Annotated in this window: 16 protein-coding genes and 2 pseudogenes; 12 read left to right on the top strand and 6 right to left on the bottom strand. The window is 50.4% G+C overall.

Going from position 1 to position 13,303, the window contains the following annotated elements:
* Positions 1 to 460: 460 nt before the first annotated feature.
* The 7 genes from ACIPQ1_RS12535 (at position 461) to ACIPQ1_RS12505 (ending at position 4,540) form a co-directional block, all read left to right on the top strand.
* The gene (locus ACIPQ1_RS12535; RefSeq protein WP_446534218.1) at positions 461 to 733 is read left to right on the top strand and encodes a DUF7660 family protein; all 273 of its coding nucleotides are present in this window, start codon (positions 461 to 463) and stop codon (positions 731 to 733) included.
* A 129-nt stretch (positions 734 to 862) separates the two neighbouring features.
* Positions 863 to 1,066, top strand: coding sequence for a hypothetical protein (locus ACIPQ1_RS12530; protein ID WP_446534217.1), 204 nt, complete (start codon positions 863 to 865; stop codon positions 1,064 to 1,066).
* A 661-nt stretch (positions 1,067 to 1,727) separates the two neighbouring features.
* Positions 1,728 to 2,087: a hypothetical protein gene (locus tag ACIPQ1_RS12525; RefSeq protein ID WP_446534216.1), complete on the top strand. Its 360-nt coding sequence runs from the start codon at positions 1,728 to 1,730 to the stop codon at positions 2,085 to 2,087.
* 154 nt (positions 2,088 to 2,241) lie between these two features.
* Complete coding sequence (locus ACIPQ1_RS12520; RefSeq protein ID WP_446534215.1) at positions 2,242 to 2,505, top strand: hypothetical protein; 264 nt, start codon at positions 2,242 to 2,244, stop codon at positions 2,503 to 2,505.
* A gap of 536 nt (positions 2,506 to 3,041) precedes the next feature.
* Positions 3,042 to 3,326: a hypothetical protein gene (locus ACIPQ1_RS12515; protein WP_446534214.1), complete on the top strand. Its 285-nt coding sequence runs from the start codon at positions 3,042 to 3,044 to the stop codon at positions 3,324 to 3,326.
* A gap of 202 nt (positions 3,327 to 3,528) precedes the next feature.
* Entirely contained in the window at positions 3,529 to 4,026 is a 498-nt protein-coding gene (locus ACIPQ1_RS12510; protein WP_446534213.1) for a hypothetical protein, read from the top strand.
* Between the two features lie 271 nt (positions 4,027 to 4,297).
* The gene (locus ACIPQ1_RS12505) at positions 4,298 to 4,540 is read left to right on the top strand and encodes a hypothetical protein (RefSeq protein ID WP_446534212.1); all 243 of its coding nucleotides are present in this window, start codon (positions 4,298 to 4,300) and stop codon (positions 4,538 to 4,540) included.
* On the opposite strand, the pseudogene ACIPQ1_RS12500 reads toward ACIPQ1_RS12505, so the two are convergent.
* A pseudogene (locus ACIPQ1_RS12500) lies at positions 4,537 to 4,815 on the bottom strand (IS5/IS1182 family transposase); the annotation flags it as partial. The gene ACIPQ1_RS12505 and the pseudogene ACIPQ1_RS12500 sit on opposite strands and share 4 nt — an antisense overlap.
* 94 nt (positions 4,816 to 4,909) lie before the next feature.
* Here ACIPQ1_RS12500 and ACIPQ1_RS12495 point away from each other — a divergent pair.
* The 3 genes from ACIPQ1_RS12495 to ACIPQ1_RS12485 all read left to right on the top strand — a co-directional run bounded on the left by ACIPQ1_RS12495 (position 4,910) and on the right by ACIPQ1_RS12485 (position 6,295).
* Positions 4,910 to 5,335, top strand: a complete 426-nt coding sequence (locus ACIPQ1_RS12495; protein ID WP_446534211.1) for a hypothetical protein — start codon at positions 4,910 to 4,912, stop codon at positions 5,333 to 5,335.
* Between the two features lie 144 nt (positions 5,336 to 5,479).
* Complete coding sequence (locus ACIPQ1_RS12490; protein ID WP_446534210.1) at positions 5,480 to 5,842, top strand: hypothetical protein; 363 nt, start codon at positions 5,480 to 5,482, stop codon at positions 5,840 to 5,842.
* 177 nt (positions 5,843 to 6,019) lie between these two features.
* Positions 6,020 to 6,295 carry a hypothetical protein gene (locus tag ACIPQ1_RS12485; protein ID WP_446534209.1) on the top strand — a complete coding sequence of 92 codons (276 nt, stop codon included), beginning with the start codon at positions 6,020 to 6,022 and terminating at the stop codon, positions 6,293 to 6,295.
* Here the strand turns inward: ACIPQ1_RS12485 and ACIPQ1_RS12480 are convergent.
* Complete coding sequence (locus ACIPQ1_RS12480; protein ID WP_446534208.1) at positions 6,284 to 6,931, bottom strand: DUF4291 domain-containing protein; 648 nt, start codon at positions 6,929 to 6,931, stop codon at positions 6,284 to 6,286. The genes ACIPQ1_RS12485 and ACIPQ1_RS12480 overlap by 12 nt on opposite strands.
* Between ACIPQ1_RS12480 and ACIPQ1_RS12475 the strand changes: the two genes are divergently transcribed.
* Complete coding sequence (locus ACIPQ1_RS12475) at positions 6,930 to 7,691, top strand: DUF2247 family protein (protein WP_446534207.1); 762 nt, start codon at positions 6,930 to 6,932, stop codon at positions 7,689 to 7,691. The genes ACIPQ1_RS12480 and ACIPQ1_RS12475 overlap by 2 nt on opposite strands.
* Positions 7,692 to 8,104: 413 nt before the next feature.
* Here ACIPQ1_RS12475 and ACIPQ1_RS12470 read toward each other — a convergent pair.
* A pseudogene (locus ACIPQ1_RS12470) lies at positions 8,105 to 8,384 on the bottom strand (IS5/IS1182 family transposase); the annotation flags it as partial.
* Positions 8,385 to 9,502: 1,118 nt separating this feature from the next.
* Here ACIPQ1_RS12470 and ACIPQ1_RS12465 point away from each other — a divergent pair.
* The gene (locus tag ACIPQ1_RS12465; RefSeq protein WP_186707362.1) at positions 9,503 to 9,607 is read left to right on the top strand and encodes a DUF3077 domain-containing protein; all 105 of its coding nucleotides are present in this window, start codon (positions 9,503 to 9,505) and stop codon (positions 9,605 to 9,607) included.
* 706 nt (positions 9,608 to 10,313) lie between these two features.
* Here the strand turns inward: ACIPQ1_RS12465 and yghU are convergent.
* Genes yghU through ACIPQ1_RS12450 form a run of 3 tightly spaced genes read right to left on the bottom strand, consistent with a single transcriptional unit; the run spans position 10,314 to position 13,303 of the window.
* Positions 10,314 to 11,153 (bottom strand): glutathione-dependent disulfide-bond oxidoreductase, encoded by an 840-nt coding sequence (gene yghU, locus ACIPQ1_RS12460; RefSeq protein ID WP_446534206.1) that lies wholly within the window; start codon positions 11,151 to 11,153, stop codon positions 10,314 to 10,316.
* A gap of 43 nt (positions 11,154 to 11,196) precedes the next feature.
* Positions 11,197 to 11,931 (bottom strand): substrate-binding periplasmic protein, encoded by a 735-nt coding sequence (locus tag ACIPQ1_RS12455; protein ID WP_186707364.1) that lies wholly within the window; start codon positions 11,929 to 11,931, stop codon positions 11,197 to 11,199.
* A gap of 28 nt (positions 11,932 to 11,959) precedes the next feature.
* On the bottom strand, positions 11,960 to 13,303 hold the full coding sequence (locus ACIPQ1_RS12450) for a GGDEF domain-containing protein (RefSeq protein ID WP_411384979.1): 1,344 nt from the start codon (positions 13,301 to 13,303) through the stop codon (positions 11,960 to 11,962).

Raw genomic sequence — 13,303 nt, 5'->3', positions numbered from 1 at the left:
CCGCTATGCTTCGGTGATGGCCTCTTGCTACTTTTTATGGCCGAAAGAAGCAATCCTTGGCGTGAGAGGAGGGCTGGTTCGTTATCGCCCTTTTTGCAGAGACAACTCTTGAACAAACACAAAGCTGTATCGGGATTTGCTCGGAGTAGTTTAGATATAAAAGCCGTGATGCTTTGGGTGTTGAAATGAGTGTCTTGAATGTTCAAGGGTGTGTTGTAGCTAACGAAGCTGTATTTGGTATTCAGCTGGCTGAGTTACAAAGAAAATTGCATATGGAACTGCCAGGGTTCTATGTGCAAATGCTTAGGTCAGCCAACGGGTTTTCATTGAAAAAGTGGTGTGGTCGTATATTCTTCTGATGAGCTTGTTGAGAGGAACGGGCACGATTTTAGCTCACCTTTGATTGGTCCGTTTCATAATCGTGATCTGTCTCCGTATTACATTTGATCTGGGGGGAGAAATGATGACTAGTGATGAGTTATGTGATTACGCAAAGGCTGTTTCAACTAGAGAGGGGTTTGTCGATTTTGTTCGGATGTTAAGCTGGGATTATGTAAGCAATCGTGGTGAGTGGCAGAATGAAACTCTGGATCAGTTTCTTTTGGGGCTCTCAGGTTTTGCAAATGACATGGGTGGATATTACAAAAATATGGGGGAGGTTGTTGATGTTGATAAAATAACTTGGCGGATTGCTGCGGAAATGTTAATTGCTGCTACTGTTTACGCGGGGTAGCGGATTCTCGGGATCTGTCTCCATTTCTTATGTCTCTGTGGTCTGTCCCCGTTGTTCCGTATTGTTCACGTTTTTTGCTGTTGAACAATCGATTCGAATTTTATAGCGAGTGGCTGAGGTTATTGCGAAATGAATAATGAAAAAATATTACCTGAGTCTCGAGAAGTCGAAGAGGCGAAGCGCAATCCCAATGGCTGGGTATATAGAATATATGGCCACTATGGAGTAAGCGATGCAGTCCCGCCTGAAGCTATTGTGGGTGCCTGGAAAGTTAATGAGGAAGGACTCATTGTGGGTGAATTTATTTTGAATCCTAAATTCATTCCTAGATGACAGGATAGTAAGTAGGGTGATGAGTGCTTCTATAGTGAAGCCCAAAGGAGCTCTATTGTTTTGTGGTGTTTTTCTATAGAAAACAGGGTTTTCGCCTTTTTGTAGTCGATATTGGCGATCAGGCTGTATGGCAGTTGCGCAAAGATAGAGGGCTTTAACTATGGGATCCGAACTGCTCAACGAAGTTCGCCAGATAATTGAAGACTGCAAAGTGTTAAATTTTTCAGAGTCAAAATTGGCACTCGCAATAATTCGCGCCACAGAAAAATACTCCGATAAGGAGATTGTAGGCGTCTTTGCCTGCCTGTCAAACGGTGTGATGGAGGAGATTAGGCGGCAGATCTCAGGGTACGAAACTACCGGGGAATATTACGTCATTTCAAGTTCAGGTATAACCGACTTGTCTGGACAGATGGGTCGCATTTCGAAACTGGTTTAAGCTTCAATCAGCCCATGTAGTAAAAATGTTTAGGCCTGTAAAGAATGTGTGAGTGCTACCCAGATCCTGGCGGAAATGCCCGTCAACGGCTATTGTTGCTGGCCTTGTTCAACAAACCACTAGGTGCCTAAAATCCACCAGTTATGTAGAACACGTGGTCTGTCCCTGAGGGTTTCAGCTGTCAATTGTTGTGAAACCAATCGTTCCTAGAGGTTGAATTCAATGCAATATGTAAACCTGCTTGGTGTGCACCCTGGTTGCGTGGAACTGCGACCATTTGCGAAAAAATTCTTTGACGCCCTAGGTGTTAATGATAGGGAAGAGCGTGAGAGCAGTAATTACATTGATGGTTATTACTTTAAGGGTTCCCTTGGTGGCATGACTTTCTCCGTCGCTATTTCAGACGAAGATGCGCATGAAAACGTACCGTACTGGATTCACATTTCAGCGGACTTGGTCACACCTGACGCTCTGGAAGATGCGGTTTCTCAGTTGATTCGAGATAAGGTACTTCCACTGGGGTTTCAGTTGGACCGTATTGTTAACTTCGGTAAGCGAGGTGAGCTGCGAATTGACTACTGACATGTCAAGCGTGATAAAGATAATATTGTTATTGGTAGCGTTGTGATGACGGATTTTGCCAATGGCGAGATTTTCAGATTGGATCACGGCGACCAACGCCCTTGAGAAATCAGAAGGCAACAGAAAGATAAGGCTCTAATAAATGAAGTTTACAATGAGCATAGTCGAAAAATTTGAGTTGTCAGATGGAGTTACGATCCTCGCTTGTAAAGGCTGTAACTCAAATGTTGATGTTGTCGGAAAACGATTTTATCCGGTTTCTGGTGATAAGGTTCGACAGCCTCTGACGATAGTTTGTGAGCGTAAGATGCTAAATCAACAGTCGAATCTTGATCAAAAGGCTTTTGAAATAAGAGATGTTGTGGATCTGACGCAAGAAGAGGCAAGGAGTGGAGGTTGGCAGTTGGTCGTAGAATAAGATCAAGAGCGCTTGACGGGGGGCAAAATTCTGGCTCGCTTGAAGTAGTGCTATTAACGCTTTGTTACGCTCTTTAAAGGCTAAGTAGAATGCTAGCGATTGTCGGGTAAAAGCATTGCGCACAAGTAGATTCTGAGTTTGGCGATAAAAATTATCTGTTTTGAGGGTTGGCTGGGTGAGTTCTCCAATTATTTTTGGCTTGAGCGAAGATGATAATTCAATGAGGTTGATTTGTCGTCTTGAGCATGACTTGGAAAGAGATCGCGAAAGAGTATCATTGGCTCAAGCTTTAACATTGGATAAAACTCGCCCACTTATAGGGCTTAAAGGAACCTATGGGCTTTTTGGATGAAGAGAAATGGGGGCAGGCCACGTTTTTCTGATGAAATTGAAGCAATGATCGGGCCAGGAGCTCAGCGAGGCCGCTCAGCGGCACCCTAGAAAGCGATTGCTGTCTTAGTTTAGAAAATGTGGTCTGTCCCGTTGTGCTTGCTGACCGTTACGGCAAGATTTTTTTCCTGAACCGGAAGTGGGGAATGAATTCCGCTTTAATTTATCAACGGGGAGCTAATATGGAAGTGACAGATGTTGTGATGTTATTAGGTAATTTTATTGATGGGGGCGATACAAGTATTGAGGCTGCAAATCGTTTAGAGGTGTTGATTGATAGCGCTTATCCGGACGATGATTTTCTGCAAGAGACGGTGGAAGTCCTAGCGTGCTATCGCCCTGAAGGCGGAGATTTTATTTTTAATGTGAATCAAGTGCGAAAACGTCTTGTTGAAACTCGAGCTTATTTCATGAAAATAGTTCCCCTATGATTTTTTGTGTATGGGAAAGTAGTTCGCTGCCTGGGAGGAACGGAGACAGAGAAACGGGGACAGACACGTTTCTGATGAAACTGAAGCAGCAATCGGACGGGGAGCTCCGCGAGGTCGACCAGGGGGCTCGGAGAAGCGATTGCTGTCTTAGTTTAGAAAACGTGGTCTGTCACTGAGGGATCTTATTTTGAGGGTTGGATGGATGAGTTCTCCAATTATTTTTGGCTTGGGCGAGGATGATGATTCAATGAGGTTGATTTATCGTCTTGAACATGACTTGGAAAGAGATCACGAAAGAGTATCGTTGACTCAAGCTTTAACAATGGATAAAACTCGCCCGCTTATAGGGCTTAAAGGAACCTATGGGCTTTTTGGATCAGTAGATTGGTGGGATAGCATCCGCCAAGGACAAATGCCGCTGTTATTCGTTTCTGGCGTCATTTTGCGGGCTTATGTTGCGGGGCAAGATAAGCATCAAGCGAATAATATGCTTGATTTAAAGCTAAAAGACGGCTCGGTGCGAGCTGTTGGTATTTATGTCAACGACAGGGAGGACGTTCGATTATTTCGGCCTGGTTACAAAGTTAGTGTTGTGTATGCGCTAGATGAATTGAAACAGCAGCCAGCTTCTGATGGTAGTGTGAATTATTCGAAGGTTGCATTAGAGATGGCGGTTTCGTTGCAGTCTGTTATATGGTGAAAACCAGTTGGCAGCTTTGGGGTAGTGCGGGCAGATCAAGTTTTCTGATGTATTTTGATTGACTGAAACAGTAGGGGAATAGAAAAGGGTGCTGTCTCTTCTGGAGTTGACTAAGTTTTTGGTCCGGCTTGTACGAAAGGACTCTCCATATGCCACGCATGCGTCTCGATACCTGGCGTATTCTTGCGTTCAATTCTATGGGGCAACGAGGCATATTTGTTCCGAACGGTGATAGCTTGAATAGGTGAGAGCCATGGTGATGGAGAGGTTGATGAATTTGGATGAAATGGAGCCAATGGCTAAGGAAGCTACGCGTCTGGCGTTAAGTGAGTATCCGGAACCGTCGAAAGAGGATCAGTCCAATTGGACGCTGGGGAAATTCGAAACTGAGGGCGAGGGCGTGTTTGAAATATACATACCTTCTGAGCAGCCGTTGGACGCAAAGGTGATTAGTCGATCCCGAGTTGATCGCAAGACTGGGGCGGTCAACGTCGAGGTCTTCCTGAAGAGTTAGGCTCTGTACGAAAAGGAATGTTGCAAACACGGCATAGCACAAGCTAACGAGACCATCGCAGCATAACTTTTCGCGAGCTTGTCGAGGCGTGTGACGATGCAGCGGCTTTCTTTCAGCCAGCCGAACATGTGTTCGATGATGTTTCGCGGCCGGTATTTTTGCCGATACAACAAGCTAGGCAGGCCGGGCTTGGTTTTGCATTTCATGGGCCGCAGAGGGATTATCGGCTGCATCCGGTAACGGTCAGAGTAGCGACTCAGAGCTTCAGCATTGTAGGTTCTGGGGATCCCTTAGGAACAGACCACGTTTTTCGGTAATCGTGGTCTATCCCCGGCTTCCTTTACAGAAATTTGTCTAGCGGCACAAAATATGAACGATCTATTGCGAGTGAGAGCGATGTCAAAAATCTTATCTATATTTCTAAACGTTATTAAGATGTCTGGTCTGCCGCTGGCGTTGTCTGGCTGTTTTCTGATGCCGGACTTGGAACAGGTTTTTTTAGACGAGCTACGTATTAAGAATAATCTGGAAACGCCAATAATTTATTGCGATGAGTTTGATGCTGCGAGCTGTTTTAAGGTGATCCAGAGTGGCGGAACCGAGAGTGTAATGTTCTATTCGCATGTCGATAATGACGAAGAAAACTCAGAGGCATTCGACCGTCAAAAAATTAAGGTCTGTGGAAAGGTCCTGGATATCAAGATGATTCGCACCGTGTCCCCAGTGGTCAAGCATGACAAAGACCATTCAGAGATCATCATTAACAGAGCGGTAAGCGATAAATTTTGTCAATAGGGGAGCGCATGGGGATAAACCCTGAGGGCTTAGTGTCCCCGGTTTCCGCTGGTCGATTGGAGATCCAAGATGAGCACCATCGTACCGCAGACGCTAAGAAAGCAGGTTTGAATAAAATTTCGGTTCTTGTATGGGAGTGATGTCATGAAGGGGAAATATCAGGCCGCTTTCATTCTTCCTGAAGGGGCAAGAAAAAAGTTGGGTGAGGATGGATGGGAGTTTGAGACGAGCAATCGTTTGCCGTTAGAGTTTAAAGAATGCCTGATTGATAGCCTGGGGTTGAGCTTTCTGAGTGAAAAACTTGAGATCGAAATTTATTCAGGTTTTGAGTTGGAGGTTTCTTTTTTCTACGATGTTGATCAGCAAATTGAGCTTGTTCATATAAAAGTTTATGGCAATGGATGGCCTAGCACTCTAAGTGTAATCAGGGATCTAAAATTGGCCGGGGCATGGGAACTGTTTGTTCCCGATAAAAAAGTAGAAACGGGGACAGACCACGCTTTCTGATGAAATTGAAGCAATGATCGGGCGGGGAGCTCAGTGAGGCCGACCGGGGCACCCGGAAAGCGATGCTGTCTTGGTTTGGAAACGTAGTCTGTCTCCGTTTTTTCCTTAAGTAGAGGCGTAAAGGTGGCGATAGTTTTTATTATTCCTTTTCATGTTCGGCCGCTTGAGTCGTCAATCATGCCGTCCGATTTTTCTGGGGCATATGTAAGTTGCTATGCGTCTGGAATTGATTATGTTGATGCTACTCAGAAAGCGCTAAAGCGGCTCTCTGATGATGGTCTGTATCCAATTGAAATTTTGGAGCCAATCCATGAGATGAACTCTGGAGACTGGTACGAACACATAAAAGAGCAGTGGGTAGATCACTTTGAGTCTATGCCAACGCAGCTTGAGTTTGAAGAGGCGATGCAGAACAACAAAGTGGTATATGGGCCTTTTGGTTCATATTCCTAGCAGTGGAGCTTCTGGAGGTAGTAGTTTTTTTGCTTCATCCATCTGCTGATTCATTACAAGTGAATTGATCTTGTGGGCCAGTGGTGTTACGTCAGTAATCCGCTGAATCCATTCTTCGGTATATAAACGGGCGGCCTCTTGGCTGAGGCCTATCTGGATGGCGCGATACGGCAGTGGTTGCAGTAGTAGATTGCGCTCTGGGTCCCACTGAACACGTACCGGGGAGCGGCTTTTGAGTTGTTTCCATTCCTCGTGGCTCATGTTAGGTTCAGAATGGCTAGAGCAGCTATGTGCCAGTGCCCACTCGAAACCTTCGCGGGTTATGTCGATGGCAAGGATGCGTTTTTGGCCTTCGTCCTTGAATCCCCAACCGGCGCGATACATCATCCACAGAAATGATGGCTTAATCCACGTCATGCGCTCCATTTTAAAGGGAGGCGAAACAAACGTTCCGCGTGTTAACGCACTGTCGGCAATAGCATCGGAATAGGCTTGATAAACACGAATGGTTTTATCGTCATAAACAGCGCGGATTTGTTGGAGAGCGGTTTGATACATTGTTTTTTCCTCGCTGTAAGTCATCGGTTTGAAGGGGCTTTTTATGAGGGCGCCGCGGATGAAGGAGAGATCGTGCATGATGAGCCAAGGATACTCCTATGGGGAAAGCCTGAAGACCCCTCGGCTGGGAATGGGGCCTCTCTACGGTAAACCAAGGAACCACCACCATTCGTTCCCGCCAGGCAGGAAAAATGGAAGTAGGCCGCATTTTCTGATGAAATTGAAGCAAAGATTGGACGGCGAGCTCAACGAGGCCGTCCGGGGCGCCTGGGAAAGCGATTACTGTCTTAATTTAGAAAACGTGGTCTATCTCCGTTTCCCCCGGCTGCCTAACCAGAGTCCCAAAAATAGGATGGAAAAAATGTCTCCGTTCAAGATACTGATTGGGTTGGGTTTGATGAGTTGGTCGACACTTGTTGTTGGGTTTAGAAGGGGGTGGGTAAAGAGAGAGGACATTTTTGATTACGCTGTCAATCAGCTTGTGAGTGGCAGTCATGCTAGTAATGAGAATGTCGCTATCATTGCCGGGGGCGAGGATTTAAGTGACGATGAGCTTATTGGTCTAATTTCAACGCTAGAGAGTACAAATAGTGCTTCCGACGTAGATAAGTGGCGACTGGGATTCTTATTATGGATCGAAGCATTAGATGGCTCTTACGAAGAGAAGATAAATTTCCTTCAGGAAGCTTATACAGATTTTGACTACCCAAAGGATATGTCTTCTTGCAGCGTATATTCTCAAGATGAGATTCCTCCGCTTTTAGCAATGCGTGATGTTGTGGCTGCATTGAAAGAACGGTTTTTGCTTGGGAGAAGCGGGGCAGACCACGTTCTCTGATGAAGTTTAAGCAATTTTCGGACGCGGAACTCAGCGAGATCGACCGGGGCAGCGATTGCTGTCTTAGTTTAGAAAACGTGGTCTGTCCCGTTTTCGTGCTATGGGGCAACGAGGCATATTTGTGCCGAACGGTGATAGCTTGAATGGGTGGAAGCCATGGTGATTAAGAGGTTGATGAGCTTGGATGAAATGGAGCCAATCGCTAAGGAGGCTACGCGTCTAGCGTTAAATGAGTATCCGGAGCCCTCGAAAGCGGATCAGTTCAATTGGACGCTGGGGAAATTCGAAACTGAGGGCGAGGGCGTGTTTGAAATATACATACCTTCCGAGCAGCCGTTAGACGCAAAGGTGATTAGTCGAACCCGAGTTGATCGCAAGACTGGGGTGGTAAACGTCGAGGTCTTCCTGAAGAGTTAGGCTCTGTACGAAAAGAGAATGTCGCAAACACCGCATAGCACAAACTGACGAGACCATCGCTGCATAGCTTTTCGCGAGGTTGTCGAAGCGTGTGGCGATGCGGCGGCTTTCTTTAAGCCAGCCGAACAAGCGTTCGATGATGTTTCGCTGCCGGCATTTTGGCCGATAAAACAAGCTAGGCAGACCGGGCTTGGTTTTGCATTTCATGGGTCGCAGAGGGACTATTGGCTGCATCCGGTAACGGTCACAGTAGCGGCGCAGAGCTTCAGCATCGTAGGTTCTGGGTGGGCCTTAGGAACAGAACACGTTTTTCGGTAATCGTGGTTTATTCCCGGTTTCCTTTACAAAAATTTGTCTGGCGGCACAAAATCTGACCGATCTATTGCGAGTGAGAACGATGTCAAAAATTTTATTTATATCTCTAAACGTCCTTAAAGCGTTGGGTCTGCCGCTGGTGCTATCTGGTTGTTTTCTGGCACAGAATCTGGAAGAGCAAGTTTTTTTATACGAGCTGCGCATTGTAAATAAACTCGCAGTGCCAATAGCTTACTGTGAAGACTTCGAAGCTACGTCTTGTCCTAACGTTGTCCAGAGCGGAGGGAACGAGCGAGAAATTTTCAGTTCGTACGTCGAAAATCGCACTGATGAAGAGAAGCTAAGGTCATTCAATCGCCAAAAGATCAAGATCTGTGGGAAGCTCGTTGAACTCATGCTAATCAGCTCAGTTTCACCGATAGTCAAGCATGACAAAGATCATTTCGAGATCATCATCGACACTTCGGTGAGCGATACGTTTTGCCAGTCGGAGGTATCAGGATAACGGGGGACAAATCCTGAGGGATCCCCATAAATCTGCTCCAATACCTGTGCCTCTTGATGTACCCCTGCTCGCAACGCGTGCTCAAGCCTTTCAAAGGTGCTTCGAGAATTTGAGCCGCGTCCGCAAAACGTGTCTGTCCCTGATGGACTGCGAGCATTGGGGCTCGTGTAGGAAGCTTCTGAAAATCCCACCAAAAGCACTATTCTAGCCCTAAGCCTCTCGCCGGAGGTTTTCTGTCGCGTTACGCTCTGGATGTCGCTGCACATTCAGCGACCGGGCTTGGTAACCCGGTGGAATAAGGCGTAACAGTGCACGGACAGGATTGCAGGCTTTCAGGCCTGCGATTTTGTTTTATGGCAGCTGTGCGTGGGACGTCTTCTGACGTGCCGGTTTCCTTGATTCCCCGGTTTACCAACCTGCGCACAGCTGCCACCCATTCGCTTGGTAACGGATGCGGCAGCTCTTCGAATCAAGGGAGTTGAACAATGCATATCAATAGATCAAGCAAACAGCCTCATCTGCTCCGCAGCTCTGTATCGCGGTCCTGCTGCATCTCAGTCAGTGGAGGTCGCAAATGACCGAACGATCAGAAGCAAAAACCGTCGGCCACACCCCATTTCATTATTGCTCCGATCGTCCGCTGTTCCGCGTTAACGGCGGTGTCCCGTTAACGAAGTAACGAAGGTAGGACTGAAAAATATGGCCTTTTACATTGAAATGGACAAGATTGCTGATACCGAGGAGTACGTTGACTACTCTTTTGGGCGGGGTGCGGATGTTGGTGTTCTTAGGCTAAACAAAGTGCGGGGAACGCTAACGGTACTTGCTGCGTGCCCATTAGACCAAGACGGAGAATGGATGCAGAGGGCAAGCATCAAATTAGCGAGGCTCTGGAAGGAGGGCGTATATCCTGAGAAAACTCAATGGGCCTCGTAAGCTGTCAAACAGATTTTTTTGCAGAGCGGGAATTAGCGAGCTTTGCTCGCGATGACGGCGGCAAATTCAGCATCGAGGCCAACTGATCCACCGCCATCGCGAGCAAGCTCGCTCCCACAGGGGGGCGGTGCCAGTCGAGAAACCGAGGTTCACCACCCATCCAATGTGGGAGCGAGCTTGCTCGCGATGACGTCGGCACATTCAGTATTGATGCAAGCTGATCCACCGCCATCGCGAGCAAGCTCGCTCCCACAGGGGGGCGGTGCCAGTCGAGAAACCGCGTTGCACCACCCCTCCAATGTGGGAGCGAGCCTGCTCGCGATGGCGTCGGCACATTCAGCATCGAGGCTAACTGATCCACCGCTTTCGCGAGCAGGCTCGCTCCCACAAGGAGATTTGTGCCAGTCGAGAAACCGGGGTTTACCAGCGATCCGACATGGGACCTGGCCTCAGCCCAAATCCCCAGCCTCATGCCGTTCCGGCACCTGGCTCGCTTCATCGCCCCACGTGCGGTTGACCCGCTGCCCACGCTGTACGGCGGGGCGCTTGGCGATCTCTTCAGCCCAGCGCTGCACATGGGTGTATTCGTGAGCACTCAAGAATTCGGCGGCGCCGTACACGTTGTTGCGCACCAGTTGCCCATACCAGGGCCAAACCGCGATGTCGGCGATGGTGTAGTCATCGCCGGCCAGGTAGTGGCTTTCGCCAAGGCGGCGGTCCAGGACGTCGAGTTGGCGCTTGGCTTCCATGGTGAAGCGATTGATCGGGTATTCGAGTTTCTCCGGCGCGTAGGCGTAGAAATGCCCGAAGCCACCGCCCAGGTACGGGGCGGAGCCCATCTGCCAGAACAGCCAGTTCAGGGTTTCGGTGCGACCTGCCGGATCGGTGGGCAGGAGGGCGCCGAATTTTTCCGCCAGGTAAAGCAGGATCGACCCGGACTCGAAGACACGGATAGCGGGTTCCACGCTGCGGTCCAGCAGGGCCGGGATCTTGGAGTTGGGGTTGATCTCGACAAAGCCGCTGGAGAACTGGTCGCCCTCGTTGATGCGGATCAGCCAGGCGTCGTACTCCGCGCCCGCATGACCCAGCGCCAGCAGCTCCTCCAGCAGGATGGTCACCTTCACGCCGTTGGGCGTGGCCAGGGAGTAGAGCTGCAGCGGGTGCTTGCCAACGGGCAAGGTTTTTTCGTGGGTCGGCCCGGCGACTGGGCGGTTGATGCTGGCGAACTGGCCGCCAGACGGGGCGTCGTTTTTCCAGACCTTGGGCGGAACGTAGGACGCTTTACTCATCGGGACATACCTCATCGTTGCTTGCGGTGTGATCCCCCAGAGTCTACCGCTGTTCGTTCATGATTCGTGCGACTTCACCGGACGCCTTGAGTTTTTCGAAAGCGAGTTGGGCCTTGGCGACCACGTCATCCGGCGTGCTCAGGCTGAAGGCCAAGTGGACCCTGTGGGGTTGTTCGTCGAGGGTATAGACCTCTTCCAGCGAAGTGAAATCCACCTGGGCATCCTTGCTCATCAGGCGCGCGGTATTCTCCGGCATCGGCAGTAACTGGATCTGGCGATTCAGCAGTTTTTCAAAGTTGTCGTGGTTGTTGGCCGAGATGACCAGCCGGGTGAATCCACGTTGTTGCAGGTAGATCTGCTTGGCGTCGTTTCGCACCACGCCGATGCTGTACTGCTTGGCTTCTTCGAGGCTGTTGACGGCGATGTCTTTATTGTCGCGCAATTTATAGAGCCGGCTCGCCACGCGATGTATTTCACCTACCCATTTGAATAATTGTTCGCGGGCCGGGGTGCGGTCCAGCGGGAAGATCAGCACGTTGGGCTCGTGCAGCGCCTTTTCGTAGGCCCGGGCCCACGGGTACAGCGACAGGCTGTAATCGGTGAGCTGCGCGCTTTTCAGCGTTTCTTCGGCGATGCGAATGCCCGGCCCGATGACCTTGTCGTCACGCTGATGGGCGTACAGGGAGTCTTCGGTCACCACTTCGATTGTGTCGGCGTGGCTGTGCAGGCTGATCGAGGCGAGTAGCAAGCACGAGCAGAGTATCAGGCGATAGTGCATAGATAGACCTCATGGCGCGCGAGAGTAATTACAGGGCGACGCGGTCGCGTCCCTGGTGTTTGGCCCGGTACAGCGCCTGGTCGGCGCGTTGCAGCAGTTGATCGAAATGGTCCATGGTCTGCGGGTCCAGCTCGGCGACGCCGATGCTCACGGTGACGAAAGGCGAAACCTTGGAACCGCTGTGGGGCAGCTCACGTTCCGCCAGGCTGGCGCGCAAGCGTTGGGCGGCTTCGCAGGCTTGGGCCGCGTCGACGTTGGGCAGGACCACGACGAACTCTTCGCCGCCTACGCGGGCGGTCAGTTCGCCTGAGCGGCCGAACACAGTGCGCAGGGTTTCGGCGATCTCTTTCAGGCACAGGTCGCCCTGCATGTGGCCGTAGGTGTCGTTGTAGATCTTGAAGAAATCGACGTCACACATGAGCACGGCCAGCGGGGTGTTGTGGCGGATCGCCCGGCGAAACTCGATCTCCTTCAATTCGTCGAAATAGCGACGGTTGGCCAGGCCCGTCAAGGCATCGTGACGGGACAGCGCTTCAAGCGACTGGTTCGCCGCCTTCAGTTCCGCGGTGCGGGCCTCGACCAGTTCGGCCATTTGATCGCGGCTGGCGGCCAAGGCCAGTTCGTCCGAGTGTTGGCGTTCGAGGTGGGCGCGCAGATTGTCCTGGAGTTCATTGACCTGGAACTCGAGCAGGCTCAGTTCGTCCTGGCGCTGCACCGCTCGTTGCAGCTTGAGATGATGCTTGAGGGTGTGCGGCGCGAGTTCACCCAGGTGACGGGCGATATGCACCACATGCACGGTCACCAGGCGGTTGAACATGGTCATGACCAACCCAGCCAGCAGCAAGGACTGGATGAGCTGGGTGATGACGATGCCGCGTGCTTCGCTCCAGAGGCGCTCCCACAGCAGGTTGTTGTCGCCTTCAATGGTCAGCTCACCGACTTTTTCATGGGCCCCGGCGTAGGGGTGGGCGATGAGCTGGCGATGCAGCACCGGCACCACGCCCGATTGATCGACGGCGTAGCGCTTGAGTTCGATGACTTCCGGCGCTTGTCCCGGGCGCAAGATGTTCAACACCACGCGACCCACGGGAGCGGCCGCGGCGACGCTGGTGATTTGCTGGTCGAGGGATTCACGGTCCAGTTCCCAAATGGCGTAGGCCAGGGTGTTCTGGAACACCTGATCGATCAGGGCCAATTCCGAATTCATGTCCGCCAGGTTGTTTTCCCAGGCCTGCCAGGTGCGCCAGGTGACCATGGCCAGGGTAAAGACCAGGCAGAACAACAGCGTTGCCAGCACCAGGCGCCGGCCCAGGGAGCTGAACGCCTTGGTCTCTGGTGGCAGGGAGGACGTCGTGCGGAAAGGGTTATCCAT

The sequence above is a fragment of the Pseudomonas sp. LARHCG127 genome (assembly GCF_052871455.1).
The sequence above is the reverse complement of the archived record's forward strand: the minus strand, read 5'-3'. Positions and strand labels throughout refer to the sequence as shown.